This is a genomic window from Cognataquiflexum aquatile (assembly GCF_003316845.1).
In the GTDB taxonomy this organism is placed as follows: Bacteria; Bacteroidota; Bacteroidia; order Cytophagales; family Cyclobacteriaceae; genus Cognataquiflexum; species Cognataquiflexum aquatile.
Window position 1 is genome coordinate 1 of sequence record NZ_QMIK01000007.1, and the last position, 26,925, is coordinate 26,925.

General features: G+C 40.6%; 25 protein-coding genes and 5 tRNA genes. 11 read left to right on the plus strand and 19 right to left on the minus strand.

Annotation, left to right across the window (positions count from 1 at the left end; translation table 11 throughout):
- Nucleotides 1-302: 302 nt before the first annotated feature.
- Nucleotides 303-376: transfer RNA gene (locus tag DQW11_RS18340), tRNA-Arg, on the minus strand.
- A gap of 174 nt (nt 377-550) precedes the next feature.
- On the opposite strand from DQW11_RS18340, the gene DQW11_RS18345 reads away from it, so the two are divergent.
- A complete protein-coding gene (locus tag DQW11_RS18345; protein ID WP_113925581.1) occupies nt 551-1,291 on the plus strand; it encodes a porin family protein in 741 nt (246 codons plus the stop codon).
- 51 nt (nt 1,292-1,342) lie between these two features.
- On the opposite strand, the gene DQW11_RS18350 is transcribed toward DQW11_RS18345, so the two are convergent.
- The gene (locus DQW11_RS18350; protein ID WP_232826797.1) at nt 1,343-1,960 is read right to left on the minus strand and encodes a phosphatase PAP2 family protein; all 618 of its coding nucleotides are present in this window, start codon (nt 1,958-1,960) and stop codon (nt 1,343-1,345) included.
- A complete protein-coding gene (gene rpoN, locus DQW11_RS18355; protein WP_113925582.1) occupies nt 1,961-3,418 on the minus strand; it encodes an RNA polymerase factor sigma-54 in 1,458 nt (485 codons plus the stop codon). It abuts the gene before it with no gap.
- 191 nt (nt 3,419-3,609) lie between these two features.
- Here rpoN and asnS point away from each other — a divergent pair, with 191 nt between their 5' ends.
- Complete coding sequence (gene asnS / locus DQW11_RS18360) at nt 3,610-5,061, plus strand: asparagine--tRNA ligase (RefSeq protein ID WP_113925583.1); 1,452 nt, start codon at nt 3,610-3,612, stop codon at nt 5,059-5,061.
- A 35-nt stretch (nt 5,062-5,096) separates the two neighbouring features.
- Here the strand turns inward: asnS and DQW11_RS18365 are convergent, their stop codons facing one another.
- The 15 genes from DQW11_RS18365 to DQW11_RS18435 all read right to left on the minus strand — a co-directional run bounded on the left by DQW11_RS18365 (nt 5,097) and on the right by DQW11_RS18435 (nt 18,286).
- The gene (locus tag DQW11_RS18365) at nt 5,097-6,326 is read right to left on the minus strand and encodes an MFS transporter (protein ID WP_113925584.1); all 1,230 of its coding nucleotides are present in this window, start codon (nt 6,324-6,326) and stop codon (nt 5,097-5,099) included.
- Nucleotides 6,327-6,391: 65 nt separating this feature from the next.
- Nucleotides 6,392-7,867 (minus strand): NAD(P)H-hydrate dehydratase, encoded by a 1,476-nt coding sequence (locus DQW11_RS18370; RefSeq protein WP_113925585.1) that lies wholly within the window; start codon nt 7,865-7,867, stop codon nt 6,392-6,394.
- Nucleotides 7,860-9,182, minus strand: a complete 1,323-nt coding sequence (locus DQW11_RS18375; RefSeq protein ID WP_113925788.1) for an MFS transporter — start codon at nt 9,180-9,182, stop codon at nt 7,860-7,862. Before DQW11_RS18375 ends, DQW11_RS18370 begins: the two co-directional genes overlap by 8 nt.
- 70 nt (nt 9,183-9,252) lie before the next feature.
- The gene (locus DQW11_RS18380; RefSeq protein WP_113925586.1) at nt 9,253-9,714 is read right to left on the minus strand and encodes an ExbD/TolR family protein; all 462 of its coding nucleotides are present in this window, start codon (nt 9,712-9,714) and stop codon (nt 9,253-9,255) included.
- A gap of 1 nt (nt 9,715) precedes the next feature.
- Nucleotides 9,716-10,357 carry an ExbD/TolR family protein gene (locus DQW11_RS18385; RefSeq protein WP_113925587.1) on the minus strand — a complete coding sequence of 214 codons (642 nt, stop codon included), beginning with the start codon at nt 10,355-10,357 and terminating at the stop codon, nt 9,716-9,718.
- Nucleotides 10,357-10,686, minus strand: a complete 330-nt coding sequence (locus tag DQW11_RS18390; RefSeq protein ID WP_113925588.1) for a hypothetical protein — start codon at nt 10,684-10,686, stop codon at nt 10,357-10,359. The genes DQW11_RS18385 and DQW11_RS18390 overlap by 1 nt, the downstream gene beginning before the upstream one ends.
- 52 nt (nt 10,687-10,738) lie before the next feature.
- Complete coding sequence (locus DQW11_RS18395) at nt 10,739-11,548, minus strand: MotA/TolQ/ExbB proton channel family protein (RefSeq protein ID WP_113925589.1); 810 nt, start codon at nt 11,546-11,548, stop codon at nt 10,739-10,741.
- A gap of 375 nt (nt 11,549-11,923) precedes the next feature.
- Nucleotides 11,924-12,011: transfer RNA gene (locus DQW11_RS18400), tRNA-Ser, on the minus strand.
- 81 nt (nt 12,012-12,092) lie between these two features.
- Nucleotides 12,093-13,166, minus strand: a complete 1,074-nt coding sequence (locus tag DQW11_RS18405; protein WP_113925590.1) for an asparaginase — start codon at nt 13,164-13,166, stop codon at nt 12,093-12,095.
- A 2-nt stretch (nt 13,167-13,168) separates the two neighbouring features.
- A complete protein-coding gene (locus tag DQW11_RS18410; protein ID WP_113925591.1) occupies nt 13,169-13,939 on the minus strand; it encodes a TatD family hydrolase in 771 nt (256 codons plus the stop codon).
- Nucleotides 13,936-15,042 carry a glycosyltransferase gene (locus DQW11_RS18415; RefSeq protein ID WP_113925592.1) on the minus strand — a complete coding sequence of 369 codons (1,107 nt, stop codon included), beginning with the start codon at nt 15,040-15,042 and terminating at the stop codon, nt 13,936-13,938. Before DQW11_RS18415 ends, DQW11_RS18410 begins: the two co-directional genes overlap by 4 nt.
- Nucleotides 15,039-15,668, minus strand: coding sequence for a polysaccharide deacetylase family protein (locus DQW11_RS18420; RefSeq protein ID WP_113925593.1), 630 nt, complete (start codon nt 15,666-15,668; stop codon nt 15,039-15,041). The genes DQW11_RS18415 and DQW11_RS18420 overlap by 4 nt, the downstream gene beginning before the upstream one ends.
- Nucleotide 15,669: 1 nt before the next feature.
- Nucleotides 15,670-16,881 carry a PP2C family protein-serine/threonine phosphatase gene (locus DQW11_RS18425; protein WP_113925789.1) on the minus strand — a complete coding sequence of 404 codons (1,212 nt, stop codon included), beginning with the start codon at nt 16,879-16,881 and terminating at the stop codon, nt 15,670-15,672.
- Between the two features lie 10 nt (nt 16,882-16,891).
- On the minus strand, nt 16,892-17,143 hold the full coding sequence (locus tag DQW11_RS18430) for a hypothetical protein (protein ID WP_113925594.1): 252 nt from the start codon (nt 17,141-17,143) through the stop codon (nt 16,892-16,894).
- A 24-nt stretch (nt 17,144-17,167) separates the two neighbouring features.
- Nucleotides 17,168-18,286, minus strand: a complete 1,119-nt coding sequence (locus tag DQW11_RS18435) for a glycosyltransferase (RefSeq protein ID WP_113925595.1) — start codon at nt 18,284-18,286, stop codon at nt 17,168-17,170.
- Nucleotides 18,287-18,307: 21 nt separating this feature from the next.
- Here DQW11_RS18435 and ruvC point away from each other — a divergent pair, with 21 nt between their 5' ends.
- The 4 genes from ruvC (at nt 18,308) to DQW11_RS18455 (ending at nt 22,101) form a co-directional block, all read left to right on the plus strand.
- Nucleotides 18,308-18,889 carry a crossover junction endodeoxyribonuclease RuvC gene (gene ruvC / locus DQW11_RS18440; RefSeq protein WP_113925596.1) on the plus strand — a complete coding sequence of 194 codons (582 nt, stop codon included), beginning with the start codon at nt 18,308-18,310 and terminating at the stop codon, nt 18,887-18,889.
- A gap of 89 nt (nt 18,890-18,978) precedes the next feature.
- Nucleotides 18,979-19,542: a Crp/Fnr family transcriptional regulator gene (locus DQW11_RS18445; RefSeq protein WP_113925597.1), complete on the plus strand. Its 564-nt coding sequence runs from the start codon at nt 18,979-18,981 to the stop codon at nt 19,540-19,542.
- A 126-nt stretch (nt 19,543-19,668) separates the two neighbouring features.
- Nucleotides 19,669-20,970, plus strand: coding sequence for a parallel beta-helix domain-containing protein (locus DQW11_RS18450; RefSeq protein WP_113925598.1), 1,302 nt, complete (start codon nt 19,669-19,671; stop codon nt 20,968-20,970).
- Between the two features lie 3 nt (nt 20,971-20,973).
- Complete coding sequence (locus tag DQW11_RS18455) at nt 20,974-22,101, plus strand: SO2930 family diheme c-type cytochrome (protein ID WP_113925599.1); 1,128 nt, start codon at nt 20,974-20,976, stop codon at nt 22,099-22,101.
- 52 nt (nt 22,102-22,153) lie between these two features.
- Here DQW11_RS18455 and DQW11_RS18460 read toward each other — a convergent pair whose 3' ends face one another.
- Entirely contained in the window at nt 22,154-24,115 is a 1,962-nt protein-coding gene (locus DQW11_RS18460; RefSeq protein WP_113925600.1) for a M1 family metallopeptidase, read from the minus strand.
- A 167-nt stretch (nt 24,116-24,282) separates the two neighbouring features.
- Between DQW11_RS18460 and DQW11_RS18465 the strand changes: the two genes are divergently transcribed.
- The 5 genes from DQW11_RS18465 (at nt 24,283) to DQW11_RS18485 (ending at nt 26,834) form a co-directional block, all read left to right on the plus strand.
- Entirely contained in the window at nt 24,283-26,124 is a 1,842-nt protein-coding gene (locus tag DQW11_RS18465) for a TonB-dependent receptor plug domain-containing protein (protein ID WP_198669927.1), read from the plus strand.
- A 190-nt stretch (nt 26,125-26,314) separates the two neighbouring features.
- A tRNA-Val gene (locus tag DQW11_RS18470) sits at nt 26,315-26,389 on the plus strand.
- Nucleotides 26,390-26,422: 33 nt separating this feature from the next.
- Nucleotides 26,423-26,497: transfer RNA gene (locus tag DQW11_RS18475), tRNA-Val, on the plus strand.
- 25 nt (nt 26,498-26,522) lie between these two features.
- Complete coding sequence (locus DQW11_RS18480; RefSeq protein WP_113925601.1) at nt 26,523-26,771, plus strand: GIY-YIG nuclease family protein; 249 nt, start codon at nt 26,523-26,525, stop codon at nt 26,769-26,771.
- 1 nt (nt 26,772) lies between these two features.
- Nucleotides 26,773-26,834: transfer RNA gene (locus DQW11_RS18485), tRNA-Ile, on the plus strand.
- Nucleotides 26,835-26,925: the final 91 nt, after the last annotated feature.

The window sequence follows — 26,925 nt, forward strand, 5'->3', positions numbered from 1 at the left end:
GGCCTTTTTAATGTCGTTTCTCCAGTATTTCAATGAACTTTTACCGCCTCATCCGGCAGTATCGCAGGACTCTCGACCCATCTCTTTCTCCCGTTCCTTACAAACAGGAGTGCAAAGGTATGAATAATTAGAAGTTTTACAAGAGATGAAAATAAAGAAAATCAATTCTATAATTAAGTTTCATCTAACTTGTTGAAATTGTGGAACAAATTCTTTTAAAATTTTTCCCAGTTTCCAAAAAAGAACTATATATCCTCCAGCTGCCATTCAATAATTATCACATACCGTTGTCATGTGAAGTGTGACCTCGTCAGGATTCAAACCTGAAACCTCTTGAGCCGTAATCAAGTGCTCTATTCAATTGAGCTACGAGGCCATATTGGGGACACAAAAGTAGTTACGAATTTCGGATTTACAAAAACAAGATCAATTGTTTTGAGGAGCAAAATCTTTTCTTCAAAAAACAATTAAGAATTATTAAGACAAAAAGAAACGCAAATCAAGTTTGATTTTATAATTTAGCCCGAATTTTAAATATAATACCCTTTTCATGAAAAGCTTCTCATTAGTAATTTTACTGAATTTAATCATTGTATATTCCCTTTTTGCACAGGAACGAGAGAAAACACCTATCGGTGGAAGGCCAAATATTAAAGGTGACCTATTTTTAGAACTGGGTTTTAATACCCTAAACAATAAACCGAGTGAATTGAATACAGAGTTTTTTAAGTCCAGGTCTTTCAATGTCTATTACCAATATCCAATCAATATTTTTGGAGAAAATTCCGGATTTTCTTTCAACCCCGGAATAGGTATTGCTTCGGATAAATTTGCGTTTGAAGGAGGAAAAAATCTATTCAACAACGCTGAGGTTGGACCTAATTCAAGCGAATTGCTACCAGTATCTGAAGTATATGGAGACGATATTGTTCTAGGGGTAAATAATGTGGGACTTAATTTCTTGGAAGTGCCTCTTGAATTTAGGTACCACTTCAATAAAAATAATTATGACAAAAGTGTCAGGTTAGCGATCGGTGGAAAAGTGGGTTATCTATTCCAAGCACAGTCCAAAATTGCCTTTAGTGATCCGGATGGTCTGGAAAGAAAAATCAAGGACAGACAGGCCTTTGGCTTCAACCAGTTCAGATATGGTGTTCATGCCAGATTGGGATTTCCAGGGTTTAACCTTTGGGGCTATTATGGACTAAATGAAGTATTCCAAAAAAATAAAGGCCCTTTCAATACCCAAGCAACCCAAATTAATTTTGGAGTTTCTATAGCCTTGTTTTAAGACCATAAATTTTAATATCTAATGAAAAAAGGCCGGACATCCGGCCTTTTTTTATAAATATGAATAGAAGGTACCGAAGCAAACCGAAAACCCCAATAAGAAGCCTCCAAAAATTTCAATCGGCGTATGGGCATTAAGGTAAAGTCTGGAGGAAGCTACCGAACCAGATAATATTATACCTGCCAACAAAAAATTGACAAGGTTGAAAGCGGGATTTTTTAGCGCAATCACAATAATTATTGCAAGAAACCCAGCTATACCTGTCATGTGGGCACTGATTTTCCAAAAAAATGTGACACTGGTCAATAAGATAACGCAAATGGTAATAGAGGCCAGGGCGAGGATAAAAACCGGTTCAATTTCAAATTTTAAATAAAACAAGTAGGTTGAAATTCCATAAAACAGGCTGACTGTAGAAAAAGGGAAAACTCTCTCGTCTCTGTTCTCGAGATGTATTGATCCAATATTACCGGTTAGTTTCATAGTCAGCAGGCTCAAAACGGGGATAACAAAGGTGGTTACAAACACCATCATTAAAATAAACCACTCATTGTAATACTGAGATGCCGAAACCTCCGGTATACCAAACAATAAAAACACAAATATCAGCGTGGGAATTAACAATGGCTGAAAGGTATAAGAAAGAAACAATGCTAATTTATGTGCCACTTACAGTTCCTTTCTAAGTCTAGCAACGGGGATCTGCAATTGCTCCCTATATTTGGCAACTGTCCTCCTTGCAATGTTATACCCCTTATCATTCAGGATTTTAACCAATTTATCATCAGAAAGAGGCCTTTTTTTACTTTCTCCATCCACCATCGTCTGCAATACACTCTTAACTTCTTTATTGCTTACGTCTTCTCCGGAATCGGTAGCAATGCCTTCAGAGAAGAAATATTTCAGTGGAAAAATACCTACTTCAGTTTGAATTGACTTGCTGTTTGCCACACGGGAAACAGTTGAAATATCCATTTCGATCTTGTCTGCGATGTCTTTGAGGATCATCGGCTTCAGCTTCGTCTCTTCTCCGTCTACAAAAAATTCCTCTTGATAATCCAAAATTGCCTGCATGGTTCTAAGCAATGTTTGCTGTCGTTGTTTGATGGCATCAATAAACCAACGCGCGGCATCTAGTTTTTGCTTGACGAATGTGACTGTGTCTTTGAGCTTTTTATCCTTTTTATCGCTTTTGTCATACGCATCAAACATTTCTGAATAGGACCTACTCACACGAAGTTCAGGCGCATTTTTAGAATTCAGAGATATTTCGAATTTGCCATTGACGTTGGTCAAAATAAAATCCGGGATAATATATTGGGTCTTTATTAAACCATCAGAAGTGCCTCCTGGCTTAGGATTGAGGCGGGTTATCATATTGACCGCATCTTTTATATCCTCATCATTGAGATCAAGCTTTTTTTGAATTTTGGTGTAATGCTTTTTGGTGAATTCGTCAAAACATTCACTGATGATTTTAATTGAGTTTTGAACATTAGGATCATCAGGGTGCTCTTTTCTCTCCAATTGGATCAGTAGACATTCCTGGAGATTCCTTGCCGCTATGCCAGCCGGATCAAAACTCTGGATTTTTCTTAATATCTCTTCAATTTCATCAAGGTCTGTTTCAATATTTTGTCCGAAAGCCAAATCATTGATAATGGCCTCTAGATCCCTTCTTATGTAGCCGTCGTTTTCTATACTGCCGATCAATTGTCTCCCGATCAGCTTCTGCCTATCGTTTAACTTCAAAAAACCCAATTGAGTGATCAGCTGCTCATGCAATGAAGCGCCTCCGGAGATTGGAATCTCCCTGTCATCCTCATCAGGAGAATAATTGCCGTCTCCCTGCATTTTGTAACCACTGTAATCATCACTCAAGTAATCATCGATATTTACATCTTTGTCCTCAAATCCGGATTCATCATCAAAACTGTCTTCGTATTCATTTTCTTCAGATTCATTGCTATCCTCTTCTTTTCCTTCTTCCAGAGCCGGGTTGATCTCCAGCTCTTCCTCTACACGTGATTCCAATTCTGCAGTCGGAACCTGCAACAGCTTGATGAATTGGATCTGCTGTGGAGAAAGTTTCTGGGAAAGTACCTGACTTAAATGTAGTTTTTGCATACGCTAATATATTTCTAAAGAATTTAAACTGAAGGCTCACCAAAAACGGTGTTTATTATACTTTCAGTATTTCAAATTTAGGAAATAAGAACAAATTATTGATAAAAAGCTTATTTAATCGTTTTTTTGCATTCCCTTTAATTATCCATCATCCGTTGGGGTTATTTAAACAAAATCAATCTTCCATTTCTATGGCTTTCAATACAAGAATTAAAGTAAAAAAACTTCTCGAAAATGACTTAATCGGTCAGGATGCAACACTAATGGGATGGGTCAGGACCAAAAGAAGCAATAAAAACGTGACTTTCATAGCTGTCAATGACGGTTCCTCCATCCATAACTACCAAGTAGTGGCGGATCCCGCATATATCAGTGAGGAAATTCTGAAGAAAGTCACCACAGGAGCCTGTCTAAAAATAACCGGAAAAATAGTGGCGTCCCAAGGTGCAGGGCAGCAGGCCGAATTGGCTGCTTCCACCATCGAAATCCTTGGTGAAGCTGATTCTGAGACCTATCCACTTCAGCCAAAAAAACATTCTCTTGAATTTCTAAGAGAAATTGCCCACTTGAGAATCCGTACCAATACTTTTGGAGCTGTTTTCAGGATCAGGCACGCCTTGGCTTTTGCGGTCCATAAATATTTCAATGACAAAGGATTCTTTTATATCCATACACCGATCATTACCTCTTCAGACGCAGAAGGTGCAGGAGAGACTTTTAAGGTGACCATATTGGATTTGAAAAATCCTCCTTTGACGGATGAAGGTAAAATCAATTTCAAAGAGGATTTCTTTGAAAAAGAAACAAATCTGACGGTATCCGGTCAGCTTGAAGGTGAACTTGCTGCTATGGGTTTGGCAGAGATTTATACTTTTGGGCCAACATTCCGGGCAGAAAATTCCAATACAGCGCGGCATTTAGCTGAATTTTGGATGATCGAGCCTGAGATGGCATTCTATGATGCCCAGGACAATCAGGATTTGGCAGAAGATTTCCTGAAATATGTGATTTCTTATGCCTTGGAAAACTGTAAAGATGATCTGGAATTTTTGGACAAAAGAGCAGCTGAAGAAGAAACCTCCAAAAAAGCGGATCAAAGGAGTGAAATGGGACTCATTGATAGACTCAGGTTTGTGGTAGAAAATGAATTTCAGAGAATCACGTATACCGAGGCCATTGATATTTTAAAAAATTCAAACCATAACAAAAAGAAGAAATTCCAGTACCTGATAGAATCATGGGGCGTAGATCTGCAATCTGAGCATGAAAGATACCTCGTCGAAAAGCATTTCAACAAGCCTGTAATCCTCACCGATTACCCAAAAGACATCAAGGCATTCTATATGAGGCAAAATGATGACGGCAAAACAGTGGCTGCCATGGATATCTTATTCCCAGGGATAGGTGAAATTGTTGGCGGTTCTCAACGTGAAGAAAGACTTGAATATTTGACAAAAAGGATGGAAGAAATGCATATCCCAACTGAAGAGATGTGGTGGTATCTAGATACAAGAAGATTCGGATCAACCCCACATGCCGGCTTCGGACTTGGCTTTGAACGCTTGGTTCTTTTTGTCACGGGGATGGGAAATATCAGGGACGTCATTGCATTTCCAAGGACTCCCGGACATGCTGAGTTTTAATCAAAAAAAAAGCCGCTTAATCAGCGGCTTTTTTTTTACCTAGTTTTTTCAACTTCAAGCTTTACAGATGCTTCGCCTATATCGACTACTTTTATTCTCCTTGCCAGAGGAATACAAAGTAAACTAAAGAATATAGCCAAATATCCCACAAAATTGAAATTGAGCAATAACCCCCCTTCACCTTCTACCAAAATCAAACCGGCAATAAATGAGGCAATACCTGCTGCCAATTGTTGAACTGCGGAATTGAAACTCAGAAAACTTCCCCTGTTTTCGGGTTTTGCTGTTCCTGTAATCAAAGCCGCCGCAGGAACCATTCTTCCATTGGAAGTCACAAAAAACAGGGTTGATATCATCAATACAAAAGGAATGGGTGTTTGCCCCAAATGGGTTATCAACCCAATCGGGATGATATTCAAAGCCATAAAGACTGTAAAAACTTTAATCTTTCCATGGTTATCTGTCAATTTGCCGACCCAAGGAGAAGTAAATATGGTAAATAACCCTCCAGCCATATAAATATAAGTGAGCTGGATTTCCGAAAAACCAACATTTGCGACCATATACGGACTCAAAAAGGGTATGATCATAAACTGCCCAAACATCATCATAATGGTAAGAGAAATTGCCCTCATCTGATTGCTGTTTCCGGTCACCCGTCTGATAACCTGCATCGGAGTTGGCTTCATTTGATGGCTATCGAGATGTGCTGTAATGGAAGGAATAAATTTGAAAATCAATACCAATATGATCAGGGATAATCCGGTCAGAAAAATGAAAGGGGCGTGCCAATTCGAAATGCTTGCGATAAACAACCCAAAAGGAACACCTACGACTGAAGCTACAGAAAATGCCGCCATTACCAGACCCATGGCTTTGCCCCTTCTGGAATCAGGGATAACATCTCCGATAATGGCCATGATCAAAGCGGAAGTAAGTCCTCCAAAAACACCTGAAATAATTCGGGAAATCAAAAGGATCGGATAATTTGGAGAAAGTGCACAGGCTATTGTTCCAAGTAAAAAGCCCGTAAATACCCACAAAAGGATAGTTCTTCGGTCATATTTATCCAATACAAAAGCACCTAGAAAGCTACTTATTCCGGCGCTAAAAGTGTAAGAGGAAACAAGCAATCCAAATTCTCTTGGTGTAATTTCAAATATCCGCATCAATTGCGGACCAAGAGGCATCAAAATCATGAAATCCACTATGTGGGTAAAATTGATAGCCGCAATGGTCCAAAGTATTAATTTTTCTTTATTCATGAGATTGAAAAGATTCTTAATGCAACCACTGCGATTTTGTTAAAGTTCTCATTTAGGAAAAAAACTCAATCAATCCCAAGATTTAAATATGTTTCGGGTATGGCGTTAATAATATCGGAGGCAATCATTCCCCTTCTCTTATTTTTGGAAGCCAATTCCCCTGCAAGTCCATGATGGTAAACTCCGCAAATCGCTGCTTGAAACGGGCTATATCTTTGACCCAGAAAAGAGGTAATCATCCCTGTGAGGACATCTCCTGATCCCGCTGTGGCCATATATTTGGTTCCGGTAGAATTAAAATACTGAATACCATCAGGACAAGATATAGATGTTAATGCTCCTTTCAATATAAGATAAATTCCAAATTTTGAGGAAAATTCCCGTGCTTTATCAAGTCTATCAAAATGGTCTTTACTTGTCCCGACTAGCCTTTCAAACTCTTTGAGATGGGGAGTAAGGATACTGTTTGAAGGCAAACTTTGCAGCAAATGTTTATTTTTCGAAAGGAGATTTAAACCATCCGCATCGATGACCACCGGTTTTTTTGCTGATTTTAGAATCTTCTCCAAATAATTAGGATCAACATCAGTTCCCCAACCCGGACCTATTCCCAGCGCATCAAAAAGACCTATTTCGGAGAAATCCAGTTTGTCACTAACCATCACTTCGGGAGCACCGATCTGCAAAACAAACCTTTCCTCAAAAGGGGCGTGGACATGAACCAGTCCACTTCCGGTTCTTAATGCTGCCTTTGAACTAAGCAAAATCGCCCCCATCTTTCCAATGCTTCCACCAATCAGAAGGATCTTTCCGAAGTCTCCTTTGTGACTGAAACTATTAAAGTGCTTATGCAATGGTGGGACATCTCCCTGCTGAACAAAACATCTGTTTTGCCCAAAGGATTTCAAAAACGAGGAAGGAATACCTATGTCCAAAACTTCAATTTCCCCGGTATAACCTGCATGTTCAGGAACCAGGAGGCCCAGTTTTGGAAATTGAAAAGTACAAGTAATGTCCGCATGGAATGCTGCCCCTTCCAAAACAGATTCAGAAGGAATTCCAGAAGGCATATCAATTGCGATTTTTAAAGCATTTGACAGATTTAAGGAATCGATACAGTCTAAGTATTTCCCCGAAATCGGTTTATTTATGCCTACTCCAAAAATTGCATCGATACAAATATTGTCCTGTAATTGATGGTAATCGAATCCTTCATAACTCTTGACCCTAACACCGATTGGTAGTTTTTTGAAATTAATTTGATAATCGTGGCTACAATTCATAAAATCTTCAAAAGTCACTACAGTCAAGCCATAGCCTTCCATTTCTAGTAATCTGGCAATAGCCAAACCATCTCCCCCATTATTTCCTGGTCCACAAAAAATAAAAATACCTTTGTCGCAATTTTTGAAATGAATTTTAAACCAGTCCAAAAAAGAGGTTGCAGCCGATTCCATCAAATCCCAAGATGATATGCCCTTTGACTGAACAAAAGCCTTGTCCAATTCTGACACCCTATTTCCCTTAATGATTTCAAGCATTTTTTATCTCGACAATGTTTTGAAAATCCTGTTTTGGAATCCTTAAAAGAAGCAAAAACCCAAGACCAACAAAGAAAAACAAACCCAAAGCCAAAGAGCTGTTTCTCATATTTCCGGTAATCTGCTCTATGATTCCATATGAAAATGTACCCAAAACTATGGCAATTTTCTCTGTCACATCATAGAAGCTAAAGAATGAAGCATGTTGGGTTGTGTCTTTCGGAATTAACTTGGAATATGTTGATCGAGAAAGGGATTGTATTCCGCCCATTACCATTCCCACTACAAAAGCCAAAGCATAAAACTGGTATTCATTGACTACATAATATGCCGCACCGCATATCAAAACCCAGATAAAAACCATGATCACCAAAGAAATTTTATTCCCCAAAGCTTTAGACAAATAAGCAAACAAGTAGCTTCCTACAATGGCTACAATCTGGATAATCAATATGGTAATTATCAATTTGTCACCAGGCATGCCAAGTTCTTTGTCCCCAAATGATGCTGCCAAATACATGACGGTTTGAACTCCCATACTATAAAAGAAGAAAGCAACTAAAAATCTGTGCATTACTTTGGTCTTTTTTACGACTTGAAAGATCTTATTTATCTCTCGATAACCCTTTAGGAACAAAGCCTTTTTAACCTTTCTATGATAAGGATTTTCCGGAAGGTACTTAAATGGTATCTGTGAAAATCCTGCCCACCAGATCCCCGTTATCAAGAAAGACCACCGTGCTGCTTGACCACCGTCGGAGAGACCAAATGTTTCCGGAGATTGAATCATAAATAAATTCAATACCAATAAAATTACACTTCCTATATAGCCAAGGGCAAAACCTCTGGCGCTTAAAAAATCAAATTCATCTTCAGTGGCGATTTCAGGCAAAAAAGCATTGTAGAATACTATACTTCCGGCATAACCAATACTTGCCAAAACTGCGCAGATAATCCCATACTCTAAATTATTACCATCGAAAAAAAATAGTCCAAGGCATGAAAGGGAACCTAGATAGGCAAAAAATTTCATGTACTTTAATTTTTTCCCTCCATAATCAGCCATCCCGGAAAGCAAAGGCGAAACCAGAGCGATGACAAAAAAAGAAAATGAGATGGAATAGGAGTACAAAACTGTATTGACAATCTTAAACCCAAAAAAAGAGACTACATCTCCATATTCTTCAGACTTGGTAACCCCATTGAAATAAACAGGAAAGATGGTAGAAGTAATTACCAAGCTATAAACAGAATTGGCCCAGTCATACATTGCCCAGGCATTCTGAACTTTCTTTTTCTCATTAGTTTTTACCATCTCCATTTTAAATAAAAGTAAAAAAAGCTATCCTTTTGGGATAGCTTTCCATTTTTAAGTTTATTATAAACTAGTTTACAACCTTAGTAGTTGACGCATACAAGAGTTTTCTAGCATCAGCTTCTCTCAGTTCAAATTGAACATCAGAAATTGCACCCATTTTTACTTCCCTGTCGGCTTTTAAGGAAATTGTTATTTGATCCCTTTCAACCTCAGACAACATATCTTTCTCTTGGTTTACCCAAAGCACGATATCTTTTGTATTGATCAGCACATCATTGGCTTGAACCCTTGGCTCTGTACCATACAATGCGGGGTTCCTAGGTTTACCAATAAACAAGTAGGAAATCAAAGTTTTATTCTCCAGTTTTTGAAGCTGAGTTGCTTGTGGCAATCTTTGTTCCACCAGGATATCCTGCTCTCTCAACACAGTTGTCACCATGAAGAAAAACAAAAGCATGAAAATAATATCAGGCAATGCTGATGTCGGAATGTTTTCCGAGGTTTTGGTTTTTTTCTTGAACTTTCCCATATCAACTTCCTCCTATTTTATCTGGTTCTGCTATCGAGATTGCTAGAGGAATCCCTTCTTTCCCTCTATCCATCAATTCTTTTTCAGCCGGATTCTTCCCGGTCAAGGCTCTATATTGTTCAGCGGTCAGACCAACTCTTTCTGCATAAATTTCAAAATATGCTTTTTTGACTTGATCAAGCACCTCAAGGTATTTTTCATAACTTGTTCCCCTATTGGTCTTTATAGAAACAACTGCACCACCGCTCATTGGATGATCCGATGATTTAGGGTCTCTGTTTGCTCTTGCTTTTAAAGATTGGGGTAGGCCGTTGAATAAAGCTACTGCTTCCTCATCAGGGGCACCAAAGTTCAAAAGAAAATCTTTGATGTCTTCTGCAAGCATATCAGTATTCTCAACATATTCTCCTTCTACCAAAAGCTGGTCATTTGCATTCACCAAAATATTGAAAATGTTTCTTTCATTTAGGTTAATTTCCGGTGGGGGAACATTAGGGTCCTGCTTAGGGGGAAGAAGGTTTTGAATACCTTTGTTTGAGGCAATAGTGGTCGTGACCAAAAAGAAAATCAGCAACAGGAATGCAATATCCGCCATGGATCCTGCATTTACTTCCTGAACCATTCTATTCTTACTTTTTGCCATTACTTTACCGCTTTATTAATTTCCGCATAAACAATAGCAACCAAACTAACAATACCCAATAAATAGGTCGCCAACAAACAGCCTCCAATAAATTTTGACATTTCAGGAGTCAAATTAAACGGGTCAGCGGCAAACTTAGCACTGACTTCACCATCAGAAATAAGGTAGGATACCACCAAAATTCCTGCAATCGCTACAAATCCAATTCCAGTTTTAACCAGAGATCCGGGATCATCGAGTGATTTTATTAAAGGCAATACTATCGCCAATACTATACCCAATAAGAGCATTATATCAGCAAGATATATAAAGAAATCTATTAGATCCATATCATTTTTTAGATTAGGTTAGACGCAATTTAAATTGGATAACCAATTCAAACTACTTTGATAATTTATGCTTCACTAAGATATCTACCAAAGAAATTGATGCATCTTCCATATCATTCACAATAGAATCGATTTTGGAAATCAAATAATTGTAAAATAGTTGGAGGATAATTGCAACAATCAAACCCGCAACTGTAGTCAAGAGGGCCACTTTAATACCACTCGCAACCAAGGATGGAGATATATCACCTGCAGCTTCAATAGCATCGAAAGCCTGAATCATACCAACAACCGTTCCCAAGAATCCAAGCATTGGACCAAGAGCGATAAATAGGGATATCCAGACCAATCCTCTTTCCAAACGACCCATTTCAACTGAACCGTAAGAGATGATTGATTTCTCTACCATGTCGATACCTTCCGTGTATCTCATCAGACCTTGAGTGAAAATAGATGCAACAGGGCCTTTTGTGTTTTTGGTAACATCTTTTGCAGCTTCAATTCCACCTGAATTAAGGGCATCTTCAACTTTAATCAATAATTTTTTAGTGTTTGTTGTAGCAAGATTTAGAGTAAAAATTCTCTCAATTGCGATAGCAAGACCAAGAATCAAACACAACAATACTGGGGCCATCCAAAGTGGATCACCTTCAATGAACTTTTCTTTGATCATTTGATGAAATCCTTTTTCCTCACCAATTACTTCGTCATCGACGAGAACGGGTGCCGGTTCGGGAGCTGCTTCCACAACTTCAGTAGTTTCAACTGCGGCAGAATCCTGAGCTTCTGCATCTTGAGCTTTCGTAGTCACCGGAAACATCAATATTCCGGAAAGCATGAATAAAGCGATTAACTTTTTCATAGAGTAGTTTTTAAAGAGAATTAAATTAAGGTTAAACGGTTTCTAAAGTAATAATGAGATTTTAAAGTTATCATTTTTTCATTTCAAATTGCAAAGGAAACTTTCATAAATTTTTTAAAAATGACTTCTGCACCTTTGAAACTTAAATTCCCGAAAGCTAAACCAAGGAAAATGAAAGGTTTAGAAAATTTATATAAATGGACTTAGACGGGAAATAAAAGGAATGAAAAAGTGATTTGAGGAATTTTTGCGATTAAATCCTTCGTAATTTTGATTTAAAACAGGTATTTCACTTAATTTTTGAAGAATAAAAAAATGATGATATGTATCAAAATAAGGTAAAAAAAAAGATAAGTCTTGGACTTATCTTTTTTGCAGAGAGGAAGGGATTCGAACCCTCGATACCCTTTAGAGGTATACACACTTTCCAGGCGTGCTCCTTCAACCACTCGGACACCTCTCTAGTTTGATCCTTTTCTGAATCGGAGTGCAAAGAAATAAATTAATCGGAGGCTATCCAAACTTCTCCCGTAAAAAAAGGCCCTTAATTTGGCGGGGACATTTCGCCGGCAATCGGCAATACTAGCTTTCTCCTGATTTCCGCATCATCTGTTTCATTGCCTAAAAGAAACATCATCTTGGTAACCGCCGCTTCGGTGGTAATATCGCTACCACTCAATACACCGATCCTTTTCAAATCTTTGCTTGTATGGTATCTTCCTTGGATGACCCTGCCACCGTTGCATTGTGACACATTGAGGATGATGATTCCATTTTTGACTGCTTTTTCCAAGGATTCAATAAACCACTTTTCACTTGGGCTATTGCCTGAACCGTAGGTTTCTAATACAACACCCCTCAGTCCCTTGATGCTGAAACAGGAATCCAAGACTGCTGCTGTGATGCCTGGAAAAAGTTTGATGATGATCACATTGTTGTCCAGCTTGTTGAAAAACTTCAGTTTCTTGATTTGTTCATATGGCCTAATCGCTGCAAAATTATAATCAATGATAATCCCTGCTTCCGCCAAGGCAGGATAGTTTTCAGATTCGTAAGCATCAAAATGGACACTCTGCACCTTCTTGGATCGATTGCCTCTCAATAACATATGGTTGAAAAAAATACAGACTTCTGGTACCACCGGCTTTCCGTTTGATTTTGCAGAAGCGATCTCCAAGGCAGTCATCAGGTTTTCCCGGGCATCTGACCGCATCGCAGAAATCGGCAACTGCGCACCGGTAAATACCACGGGCTTACTCAGTCCATTAAGCATATAGCTCATCATCGAAGCAGAATACGCCATGGTATCTGTGCCATGTAAAATCACAAACCCATCATAGCTGTCATAATTTTCATAAATGATATAGGCCATATCAAACCAATGCTGCATGTTGATATTAGAGGAATCAATCGGTTCAGGAAAGGAAATGACAGTGATCGCAATATTCATATTGGTCAAGGTCGGGACCTTTTCCATAATCTGCCCAAAGTTGAAAGGGACCAAAGCGCCTGATTCGTCATAGGCCATGCCCAAAGTTCCTCCTGTATAAATAATGAGAACAGAGGAATGAACTGCATTTTTGGCGGCTGAATTGATCCTGATTATTTTATAATTCATAACTAAAAATGATGAAATATTTTTCTTGAATTTTCTTCTGTAACCTCAGAAACCCGCTCCAAGGTACTCATCGTCAAGTCTCCCACACGCTGCGCAATCAAGGGAATGTATTCCGGGGAATTCCTTTTGCCCCGATGGGGTATCGGTGCAAGGTAAGGTCCGTCCGTCTCCAAAACGAGGTGTTCTAGACCGATATCAGGAAGTACTTTATCCAAGCCTCCGTTTTTGTAAGTTGACACACCACCGATTCCAAGCAAAAAACCCAATTCAATGATTTCCTTGGCTTGATCTACTGACCCAGTAAAACAATGGAAAATCCCTTTCAGGTCATCCGTTTTTTCTTCCCTGATGATGGCGATGGTCTCGTCCATGGATTCCCGACAATGCAATATGATCGGCCATTTCATTTTCTTTGCCCATTGGATCTGGATTTTTAGTGCTTCCTTTTGCTGCTCAAAGAAGGTCTTGTCCCAATACAGGTCTAGTCCCGTCTCCCCGATTCCTGCAAACTCCCGCTTTCCGATCCATTCCTCCATAACATATAGCTGCTTTTCAAATTCAGCGTTGACATCGCAGGGATGCAAGCCCATCATAGGGATACAGACACCAGGGTTTTTCATCTCTGCTTCCAACATCGCATCAATGGAGTCCACATCAACATTGGGCATGTAGATTTTGTGTACGCCATTCTCCACAGTCCTCCTTATCACTTCATCCCTATCCGCATTATATTTGTCTGAATAGATATGGGCATGTGTATCTGTAAACTTCATCCGTATTTTCTCCCTTTCCAGTCTGTTTTTGACGGCCAAAAATAATAAACTATTGTGGACCATGAGGTAAACAAATAATATATTTCAAAAAGGAACAAAGTGGCAATTTTTAATTTTTGACCTGTTTTGAGCGAGAATAAGTAAATAAATAAGGATTGGATTGCCACTTTAATCAGCCAAACCGTGACTCCTTCAAAAGGATGTAAAAAACACAAATAAATAATACCGGGAAAAAAAAAGACCTGCATAGCCAAAACAGCTCTCCAATATATCGGCAAATCCATTGCCCCATGCATCCACCTTTTTCTTTGGTCCAATAATCCTTTCAGATTTTGTTGAGGCAAAGTCTCCACGAGATTATCAGCTGAGACATGATGGACAGCTTTATATCCTTTCTTTTCGATGGCTTTGCCCATTTCAAAATCTTCTGTGAGGGAAAATGGAATTCCTTCAAATCCTCCCACGGAGTTATAAGCCTTTTTTGTAATCAGCATGTTATTTCCCATAGAGGTCACAGATATGCCGAGGTCATTCATAACCTTGACCATTCCTAAGGAAAGCCACCAATCGAAGGCTTGCATTTTTCCAAATAAAGAACCGGAACCAATATGCGTAATACCTGTCACTATACCGGCATCAGCGTTTTTTTGAGCCAAAACCATGGATTTGACCCAATTTGAAGGTACAACACAATCCGCATCAGTAAACAAATAGAAATCCCCATCTGCGGATTTAGCCATTTGGATAAGGGCATTCGCCTTGCCGTTCCTTCTCTTACTATCACCTTCAACCACCTCCACCAATATGGAATTGGAATGGCTAGCCACCCAAGAACTGAGGATTGCGGATGTCTCGTCTGTGCTTCTGTCATTTCCAAAGACAAATTGGATCCTGTCTTTTGGATAATCAAGTTTCTCTATGGAATCAAGACAACGCGGTAAGTTTTGAGCTTCATTCCTACAAGGAATCAATACACTGACTTTTGGAAAATCCGGTTTTTGGGTTTCGTCGTATTTTTCAAAATTCATCTGAAGCAAAACCACAAGCAAAAAATCCTGCAGCAGCAATAAAAAAACAACTATTACCGCCAATCCATAAATCATAACACCCCCGTTTGAAAGCCCTTATCTATTATAAAGTCCAGATAATCGGGCAACACCTTCTTAACAACCCTTTCTGTTTTTTGTTGGTCGTGAAAAAGTACGATAGATCCGTTTCTGCTGTACTGTATGGTTTTGGCCAGGCATTTCTCCGCACTTTGATCCTGGTCATAATCCCCTGACAAAACATCCCACATGACGATCTGATGTTGTGCAAGTACAAGCTTAGATTGGGTTTTGGAAATCTTTCCATATGGTGGACGGAAATTTACCGGGCTTACATCAAGTGTATCTTGAAGGATCTTCTGGCACTTTTCAATATTTTCCAGATATAAGGCATCAGGATTTCGGTATCCATCCAAATGGTTAAAAGTGTGGTTACCGATTCCATTTCCTGCTTGAAGTACTTCTTTGGCAAGGTTAGGATGCTTTTCGACATTGGCGCCTACCATAAAAAACGTGGCTTTCATGTTTCTTTTTGAAAGTTCATTCAGTACAAAATCCGTAATCCCCGGCACCGGGCCATCATCAAAGGTCAGATAAATCGTCTTTTCATCCCGGTTTTTGTTCCAGATAAATTTATCGAAAACTTTCGGGATCAAGGAGGGCACGTGATGCATCCAGACCATGCTATTGCAATCTTAAGCTGAGCAAGGTAATGTCGTCCCTTTGCTCACCACCGGTGGAAAAAATTCTCAATTCCTCAAAAAACAGCTGATGAAACATACTTGGATCAAGGCAAAGGTGGCTTTTGACAAATTGATTGAAGCGGTCATCTCCATATTCCTTTTCATTCTTGTCAAAGCTTTCGGTCAAGCCATCTGTATAAAGATGGAGTGTAAAGCCTTTAAGATGGATTCTTTTACCCACTTCCAGGAATGGCAATTGCTCAAAAGCACCAAGTACAGTTGTCCCTGCACCCAATGTCTCCGTCCTTTTTTCTCCCTCCCAACACAAAACCGGAGGATTGTGCCCGGCATTGACGTAGGTCAGTTCTCTTTTTTTGTAATTGTAATAACCTAGAAAAAAAGTAATGAAGCGCTCCCCTTTGGTATTGTCAAAGATGGTATAATTCAACTGCTCCACGATCATTTTCAAATCTGAAGAACTCCTCAGCAAGGTCCTCAATGCTGCCTGGAAATTGGACATGAGCAAAGCCGCCGGCATGCCCTTGCCTGAGACATCGGCAATACAGAAAAAGACCTCTTCCTCGGATTTTTGGATCAGATCATAATAATCCCCGCCTACCGTAGAATGGGGAATGTAAGTCACTTTGGCTTTGAGTTTATCAGTCTGTGGAAGGACTGCAGGAAAAAGCATCCGCTGCACATTGGAGGCAATTTCCATTTCTTTATTGAGCCTTTCCTGCTCAAGTTGCCGCTTGGCAAAGCGCTTGTTTTCCAATGCCACCACCATGATATTGGTCAGGGCTTGGGTAAAATCAAGGTCTAAGTCCTCTTTTTCATCTTTCTTTTTGAGAAAAAGAATGGCAAGCATTTTCTCCTTGTGGAAAACAGGAAGGTAATTTTCAAGTTCAGCAAACGAAAAACCTTCACCCACCTCAATATTCAATTCCCCGCTCGCTTTGTCAAAATTTATTTTTTCAGAAAGAATCGCGTCAGGGACTTTGCTTTTGATCCCATGGCTGATTTTTTTTTCAAAGTGGTCATGGTTTGACATGTACAAAAGAATCGACTTGATATTCAAATGCACCAAGCAGGTAAATTTGAATATATCAAAAAGCACAGCCGCAGACTTATTCTCATTGATAGCCTGAGTGATTTCCAAGAGTGCCTTGAGCTCAAGTTCCTTCTTTTGATATTTGACTAGTTGTACGGTCACGTCAGTTTTTTTAGAGGGCATTATGTTCCATAAGGCCTTTTTTGGTGGCGAGGTAAAATAAATCCTTTCCTTTTGCTTCAAAATCCACCGTACCGAAAACCTCATCGTCAGGTGCAAAAAGACATTTGATAAATCCTTTCGAATGGAGAGCTTTCAAGGTAATCAAAAGCCTTTGGTCTTCCCATCCCAAGGTTTCTTTCAGGTAACTAAAGGGCTGGACGAAATACAATTCATCCAGTAAATCAAACTCATTGTCAGTCATTTTATTTTGTATTCAGACCCAAAATTAACCCTTCCCAGAAGAATATCTTCCTTTCCACTCAAATTTTACAAATAAAGCCCCGAATGCACTTACAAGAACGTAAACAGGATGGACTATTCCTGTAAACAAAAACCAGATCCAATGCGGTCTAATCCCAAAACTCCTCAAAACATTTCCCAAGGTTTTTGCTTCAAAGTAAATCTTCAAAATCCAGACTGCTGCAAATACCAACATCCCAGGGATTCCCATAAAAAGCAGGGAAAAACTCCAAAGGAAGGCAACCTGAACAGGAACCGGCAGGACTGAAGCCAAGGTATGGGAGAATGATTTGTGGGAATTCCATTTTGATGCCCATCTGATCCTTTGTGAAAAGAGTGCCTTCCACGAACCTTGCGGTTGTGTGCAAACAAGGCTTTCTTGGAGGTAGACAACAGATTCAGGCCCGAATTTATTGACCAACTTTTTCAATAAAAACTCATCATCTCCCGACAAAAGATCCTCATTCCCCTGATATCCCTCCACCTCCAAAAAGGCCGATTTTCTATAAGCCATATTGGCCGCACTGCACATGATGGGAGAACCCAAATGAAACCCGGCCTGCGTGACCAACAGAATACTTGCCCATTCGATCTGTTGGAAGTTTTCAAAAAAACCGATATCTCCTTTGGGTAAAACAGGACCTGCGACCATTTTTATACTTTCATCGGAAAAAAGCCGGATCATTTTCTCCACCCAATCCGTGGGTAGAAAACAATCTGCATCGGTGGTCAGGATAAGACTTCCAAAGGCTTTTTTGATTCCTGTTTTCAGTGCGGCTTTCTTTCCTTCACCTTCGCTTTCCGGCGAAATAACGTCCAATTGCTCATCTGATAGCGATTCAATCAATTCATCAAGCTTCTTTTTCCCACCATCTTCACTATTGTCATTGATAAAAACAAGCTGTAGCGGCCTATGGGAAAGGCCGGACAATTGGCCAAAAAGTGTCGGAATATTTTGTTCTTCATTTCTGTAAGGAATCAAAATGGTAACCAACTCAGGCTCTCTATATTTCGGGAAAATTTGGGACTTTTGCTTCCAGGTTTTGCCCAATAAAAGCAGCAGAAGCCCATAAACTATCCCAAACAAAAGGTAAAATGTTAGCATGAATTGCTTTAACTTGCGGTAATGAGTAAAGAAGATAAAAAAGACGCAAAGGAAAAAATAATTTTGGGGATTGACCCCGGCACCAATGTGATGGGCTATGGTTTGATCCTGATTGAAGGAAAAAAGTACAGTCTATTGCAGTTTGGTGTCATCCATCTCAAAAAGTATGTCGGGCATGAATTGAAGCTGAAAAAGATATTTGAGAGAGTCACAGGGATCATTGATGAATTTCATCCTGACACGGTGGCTTTAGAAGCTCCATTCTATGGCGAAAACGTCCAATCCATGCTCAAACTAGGACGTGCACAGGGGGTTGCCATGGCAGCAGCTTTGGCGAGGGATATTCCGATTACGGAGTATTCTCCCAAAAAAGTCAAGCAATCAGTCACCGGAAATGGAAATGCTTCGAAAATCCAAGTGGCAGAAATGCTCAAAACCCTGCTCAAAATTGAAGAAATCCCAAAACTTCTTGATGCGACTGATGCGCTTGCAGTAGCCCTCTGCCATCATTTTCACGATGGTAGGCTGCAGACAAGAGGCCGGACGGAAGGATGGAAATCATTCCTGGAAGACAACCCTAACCGGGTAAAAAGTCCAAAATGAAGTTTTCTATCTTATTTTTGGTTGACGTTTTCAGATAAACCGCATATCCATTGAATATCTGATTTGACATTTCTTTAGGTATACCAAATATGGAAGCCATCCTCAATATCCTTCAAAAATTTTCAAACATCCCACAAGAATCCTTGGAGCGGTTTGTCGGGAAACTTCACGAAAAAAGCATTCCCAAAGGAGAAACATTGATCCGGGAAGGGGAAGTTTGCAATCAGCTTTCATTCATAAACAAAGGATTTGTGCGGAGTTATTATTTCAAGGATAAAAAGGACATCACCATCAGCTTCAGCATGACCGGTGAGTTCATCGCATCCATGTCCAGCTTTATTTCCCAAAAGCCTTCTTACGAAACCATCGAAGCCCTCGAGCACTGCCACCTGTACCAAATCAGCTACCAAGACTTAATGGATTTGTTTGAAAAAGACAGTCATTTGGAGCATTTGTACCGGCTGATTCTGGAACAATATTATGTGGCTTTGGAGGAGCACCTCATTTTTTCAAAGTTCAAAACCGCCAAAGAGCGCTACCTTGAATTGATAGAAACCAAACCTCTTATCATCCAAAAAGCAGCAGTCGGTCAGGTTGCTTCTTACCTCGATATGAGCCTGGAAACGCTGAGCAGAATCCGTGCAAACATCTGATTTTTTGATTTTTATCAATAGCCTTCCCTCACAATAAATTGTAATTTTGGCAATTATCAAAATTGGTAAAGCGTATTTTCTCTTTATCCGATTCAAATTTCTTTTCAAAAAAACCCAAAATCTACTATGAAAGATCTCAGTCGATACATTCCCTTTTTTGCTTTGGTATTTTTGTACCCTGTACTATTTTCTTGCAACAGCAGCACGACGGAGAGTACTTTTGATTCCTCCAAATTAAGAATAGCCACGCAGGAAGAAATCGAGAAAGTCATCGAGCAGTTTGTACTTGCAGAAGACAGTACTGTCATTGAAATACCTGCGGGATTCTATGCCTTGAAAACCCAACTGATCCTTGACAACAAAAACCACATTACCATCAAAGGGGCGGGACTGACCGAAACTGTCCTTTCCTTCAGGGACCTTAAAGCCGGAGGTGAAGGTGTCAAATTGGTAGGCAACAATATTTCCATCCAAGACCTGAGTGTCGAAGATGCACCCGGTGACGGCATCAAATCACAGCACTGCGACGGGATCACTTTCCGAAAAGTCAATGTCACCTGGACCAATGGCGACAAATCCAAAAACGGAACTTATGCCATCTATCCTGTCCAATGTAAAAATGTCCTGATCGACGAATGCATCGCCTCCCATTCCAAAGATGCCGGGATTTATGTCGGCCAATCTGAAAACATCATTGTCCGAAATTCTCTAGCCTTTGGCAATGTGGCAGGAATCGAAATCGAGAATTCAGACAATGCCGAAGTTTACGGAAATACAGTCAGGGATAACTCAGGAGGGATTTTGGTATTCAATCTACCCGGTCTTCCAAAGTCCGATGGGCGGGGCACAAAAATCTACAACAACGAAATCCTCCACAACAACCATAAAAATTTTGCCACTGCGCTGAGTGAGGATCCTAACGGAAATACCGTGACGATGATTCCTCCCGGTTCGGGCATCGTCATTTTGGCTGCCAAGGAAGTGGAGATTTTTGACAACCGAATCCACAAAAACAAAACAGTGGGGCTCGCCATTGCCAACTACCACGTCACAGGATTCCCGATGGATGCACCAAATTGGTCTCCATTTACCTCCAATATTTTTGTACATGACAATGACTACCAAAGAACCTGGCATTTTCCTGACTTCACCAAGGAATTTGGGCAGCTGATTTCAGTTTACAATGCCCATGGATTTGCCCGAACTCAGGACATCATCTATGATGGATTTTGGGACAAGACCATATCAGACAATATCCAATCAAATCCCATGAAAATCTGTATCAGGGAAAAGGAAATGGAAAAAATGCATTTTACGCTTTTTGACCTTTGGGAGGGTGAGGACAATATCAAATCTTCAAAGGATTATGCGCCTTTCAATTGTGAAGTGCAGGTCAAAACAGATGTCAGTGCCATTGCGAATCTTTAAGTTATGAAATCGTATAAAAAGCACTTTTCGATTAACCTGGCTTTAGGCCTACTGCTTTTGGTTTTTTCCTGCGAAAAAAAACAGGATCAAACCGCAGTCAGCAAAGTCGAAATCTCAGAAACAGAAGCCCCTTTGGTCGAGACTGCTTCTCTGGATTTCAGCCAGATTCCTTTCAAAAACCTGTCGGATTATGGTTTTTTCAAAGGAAAACTGAAATCCCTTGATCCTGATGATGGAGTGCTTTTGTATGAACCTGCTTCTTCACTCTTTACGGATTACGCGCACAAGTCAAGGTTTATCTGGATGCCGGAAGGTGCTGCTGCTAGCATCCGGGAAGATGTCGAAGGCAGCATGGATTTCCCTGACAATACGTTCATCATCAAGAACTTCTATTATCCGGCAGATTTCAGAAAACCTGAAGAGGAAAAAAGAATCGTAGAAACCCGCCTGATGGTAAAAAGAAACGGGGTTTGGGATGCCTTTCCATACGTTTGGAAAGAAGACCAAAGCGATGCAATATACAAAGTTGTAGGAGCAGAAATCGAGGTGGGGTGGACAGACCTTCAAGGAAAAGAGCAAGTCATCAATTACATCGTGCCCAACAAAAACCAATGCAAAAGCTGCCACAATGAGAAAGAGCAACTTGTTCCTATCGGTGTCAAAGCCAAGCATCTCAACCATGAAATCAGATTTGCCGAAGGAGAAAAAAACCAACTCGTAAAATGGCAAGAGATGGGATACCTCTCGGATCTGAATGATCCAACAACTTATCCAGCCATGGTGGATTACAACATTTCTTCCCATTCCTTAGAGCTCCGCGCAAAAGCTTATTTAGACATCAACTGCGGACATTGCCACCGGGCTGATGGACCCGCAAGCACTTCAGGGTTGTTTTTGACTTATGAAGAAAAAGATCCCTTGAAACTTGGCATCAACAAAACCCCTGTTGCGGCAGGCTTCGGTGCGGGGACATTCAAATACGATATTGTTCCCGGACAGGCAGACCAATCCATCCTGACTTACCGTATGTCCACCAATCAGGTGGGTGCCGCCATGCCCGAAATCGGCAGGGTTACGGTACATCAGGAAGGACTGGAATTAATCAAGGAGTGGATCAATGGGATGAAGTAGACAAAAAAAAGGAGGCATAAGCCTCCTTTTTATTTTAGATGGTAAACCAATCTTAATCCTTATACACCCCACTAGGCCATTTGTCATTGGCAACATTGATATCTGTGATCACTTTGTCAGGATCAATTTCAACACCGACAACTTTTTTATCTACTTTGAGCAGGTGACTCCATTGGTTTCCTTTGAACCAGATTTCTACAGGTAGCATTCTTCTTTCCTTTTGACCGTCATCGTAGGTGATTTCCAAAAGTACCGGCATCGGCATTTCACCGAGATTGGATAGTGAAACCAAATAATTTGCTCCGTAAGGCTGCACGCTGTTGATAGCGAGGTCGATATTGGCATTGCTATAGAACCATCCTTTCCAGAACCAATCCAGGTTTTCCCCTGCAACATTTTCCATGTGGTTGAAGAAATCCGTGGGCTGTGGATGCTTGTAAGCCCAGGTTTTGATATAAGACCTGAAGGCATTGTCAAAACGCTCCGCCCCTAGGACATATTCCCTTAACATCATCAGACCCAAAGCAGGTTTCATGTAGGCAACCATGCCAAGATTGTTGGATTGGGTTCTGTCAGCATGTGTGGCGATCGGTTCGCGGTCTTTGCTAGTCAGCCAACCAAGGTATCTTCTTGTTTGGATCAAAGAGTTGGTATATTCCCCGTTATTGAATTCCAGGAAACTGTAATAATTGATGAAAGTATTGAATCCCTCATCCATCCATGCATGTCTTCTTTCGTTTGTTCCTACCACCATTGGGAACCAATTGTGTCCAAACTCATGGTCAGTCACCCCCCATAGTCCCGATCCTTTGGATCTCCAGCTACAGAAATTGACTCCGGGATATTCCATCCCATTGATTTCTGCGGCGACATTGACCGCAACAGGATAAGGGTATTCATACCATTTTTTGGAATAATGTTCAATGGAGGCTTTGCCATATTCTGTTGATCTTCCCCAAGCTTCCTGCCCGTCACTTTCCTTTGGATAGACAGACTGTGCCATGGATTTCTTTCCGCTTGGTAAGTTGATCCTTGCTGCATCCCAGATAAAAGCTTTGGAAGTTGAAAATGCCACATCCCGAGCATTGTTGATTTTAAAATGCCAAGTCATGGTTCCTTCCTGTTTTGGACGGTGATTGGCATAATCTGTCACTTCTTCAGGGCTGATGAGGTACACACGCTCATCACTTTCAGCAGCTTTATTCATCCTGTTCTGCTGCTCTTTGGTAAGCACTTGGGTAGGATTGAGCAACTCACCAGAAGCAACTACAATGTGATCAAAAGGTACAGTGACCTTGTATTCAAAATCCCCATATCCGAGATAAAACTCACCTGCACCAAGATAGGGATCGGTATTCCAACCTTTGACATCATCGAAGACTGCGACTTTGGGATACCATTGCGCCATGGCATATATCGTCCCGTCTTTGACTTTGAGGCGGCCCATGCGGTCCATTCCTTTTTCAGGAATTTTGTATTCGAAGTCCATAGAAACAATCGCCTTTCCACCATTGGCAGGAATAGGTTCTGCAAAAAATACCTGCATCCTTGTGTCGCTGATCAGGTGTTTTTCCGAAACAGGTCTGTTTTTCCCGACGACTTGGGCTTTGAGGTTTTCGATTTTATAGCCGCCATCCACATCACCGTTGTAGCGGTTGCCCTGTACAGGAGTGGTCAGTTGTCCCCTTGAGTCTGAAGTAAACCTGTTTTGCTCTAGGTAAAGCCATACAAAATCCAGATTCTCAGGGCTGTTGTTTTTGTAGGTGATGGTGATTTTTCCTTTTAGGATATGGTTGGTTTCGTCCAAAGCCACGTCAATCAGGTAATCGGCACCGTTTTGCCAGTACATCGGACCGGGCTTACCGGAAGCAGTCCGATAGGCTGTACCTTGTCTATACCCAAATTCGGTGAATGCCCCGTCTCTGTTGTCTGTGACTACTTGGGCCCGAATGTCCTGTCCAAAAACCAATGCAATAACAAATGCAAAAATTTTTACACTTTTAATTCTTATCATAAATTCCAACTATTTAATATTTCGGCTAAAATACAGAATAGCATGAGAAGAAAAAATTCATTTTTAAGCTCCCAAATCCCAAAAAACCAAACATTCGCGCAAAAAGGGAAATTTGGAAATCGAAATAAATCCTAGGTACTTTGCCGGATCAAAAACCACAGCTATTCATGCGGATTAGATTTACGATTTTGGGTTTGTTACTTTCATTTGGCATTGCGAAAGCCTCTCAGGATACCACGACTGTGGATTTGGGCGAAGTAACCATCATGGAAAACAGGATGGAAATCCCTTTTAACAAAGTTTCCAGAAACATTACCGTCATCAACAGAAAAGCCATTGAAACCACTCCTGCGAGAAGTTTGCAGGAAGTTCTTTCTTTTACCCCGGGAGTGGATGTAAGACAACGGGGAGTCAGCGGCGTGCAGGCAGATATCGGGATCAGAGGTGGAAACTTTGAGCAGACACTGATGTTGATCAACGGCATCAAACTCACCGATCCTCAGACCGGTCACCATATGGTCAATATTCCAGTTCCCCTTCAGGCCATCCAACGGGTGGAAGTGCTGAAAGGACCGGGGTCGAGGATTTTTGGACAAAATGCTTTTGCAGGTGCTGTCAATGTCATCACCACGCTTTCAGATAAAAAAAGTCTCAATATCCAGGGATTTGGAGGTGATTTTGGAATGCGTGGGGGAAGTATTGTTTCTTCCCTTCCTGTCGGAAAATACAAACAAACCATCTCCGCTTCCCATGATGCTTCAGACGGACATTGGTACAATTCAGATTTTAAAGTGACCAACCTGTTCTATGAATCGGGATTTGACATCAATGACCGAAATGAAATCCGGGCCATGGCAGGATATTCCGATCGGGACTTTGGGGCAAATGGCTTCTACACCAATTCCTTTCCCGACCAATGGGAAAGCGTTCAGACTTTTCTTTCTGCCCTGAGTCATACTTACAGATTTGACAAACTCTATTTTCAGACACGCGGATATTGGAGAAGAAATGACGATGAGTTCAGACTCAAGAGAAATGAACCGGCTTTCTACACCAATCTCCATACCTCAGATGTTTTTGCTTTGGAGCTGAATGGCACCTATACTTCCAAAATCGGAACCACGGGATTTGGGATTGAAGGCAGGGAAGAGAAAATCGAGAGCACCAACCTTGGCAACAGAAGCCGGACTTTTGCGGGGATCTTTGCAGAACACAGGATTGAATTCGCCGAGAAATTTGACTTCCGGGCGGGACTTTATTCCAATTACTACAACGAATACAAATGGAAGCATTTTCCCGGAGCGGAAATCGGCTTTCAGGTCAATGCCTATTCCAGGCTTTATTCCAATTATGGAATCAGCTTCCGTATCCCATCTTTCACTGAATTGTATTATGAAGATCCAAGCAACCAAAGCAATCCTAACCTCTTGCCCGAAGAAGCTGAAAACTTTGAAATCGGCTGGAAATTCAGCAAAAGTAGGTTGCGCACTGAGTTGGTGTTTTTTCACAGATTCACCCAAAACCTAATCGATTGGAACAGAGAACCAAGCGAAACCCAACCCAACCGCAACAAGTGGACGCCACAAAATATCTCCGAAGTGCGGTTTAACGGCGTCGAGACATCTATCCAATACCTTGCTGATTTGGGAGGCGAAAATGCCAAAATCAAGGAATTGATGCTCAGCTACAACTATATCAATGCGGACCTGAATCAAGCCTCAGGCGTAGAATCGAGATATTCCCTGAATTCGCTAAGACATCAGGTAATCGGCGGCATTCAGGCGGAATTTGCGAAGCGTGCCGAACTCACCATCAAGGGAAGGTATATCGAAAGGATGGCTTTGGAACCATATTTCCTATTGGATGCGAGATTGGATTACAACAGGCTGAAGAAATTCGGGCTTTTCCTGGAAGTCTCCAACATTACCGATGCCGATTATGTCGAAGCGGGATTTGTGCAGATGCCAGGAAGATGGTTTAAGGCCGGGTTTATGATTAATCTGGATTGAAAAAAATTAGGTATTCAGAATCAGGACTTTACTTAAGTCATTCAAAAAATTAAAGGCATTTTTTGCCAACATATAATTTAAAGTTTACATTTGCACTCCGTTCTGAAAGAGAGTGGATTTGATAATGGGAGTTTATCCCGATAGCTATCGGGATGGTTCAGAACATTCTGATCAAAATGGTTAAAATTTTGGGAGTTTAGCTCAGCTGGTTCAGAGCATCTGCCTTACAAGCAGAGGGTCGGGGGTTCGAATCCCTCAACTCCCACAACATTTTCAAAATTACAATTCAAATTTTCTCGGGAGTTTAGCTCAGCTGGTTCAGAGCATCTGCCTTACAAGCAGAGGGTCGGGGGTTCGAATCCCTCAACTCCCACATAGCCTCAAGAGAGGCTTTTTTTATGCCTTGCAGTTTTTATATCCTCTATTCAAAAAACCTTGACAAATATTACGTCGGACATACATGCGAAGTAATGGATGAAAGATTGCGAAAACACAACTCCAATCATAAAGGATTTACGGGCAAATCTCCGGATTGGATCTTGGTATACAAGGAAGAGTTTGAGGATAAAAAATCAGCTTATGCCAGAGAACGACAAATAAAATCAATGAAGAGCAGAAAAAAAATCATCGAATTGATCAATCAATAATAGCTCAGCTGGTTTAGAGCATTCCGATTTATAATCGGAAGGGTCGGGGGTTCGAATCCCTCAACTCCCACATAGCCTCAAAAGAGGCTTTTTTTATGCCTTTGATTTTTTTAACTTCTTTTGGTATCTGGTTACATTTGAAACTCTGTTTAAT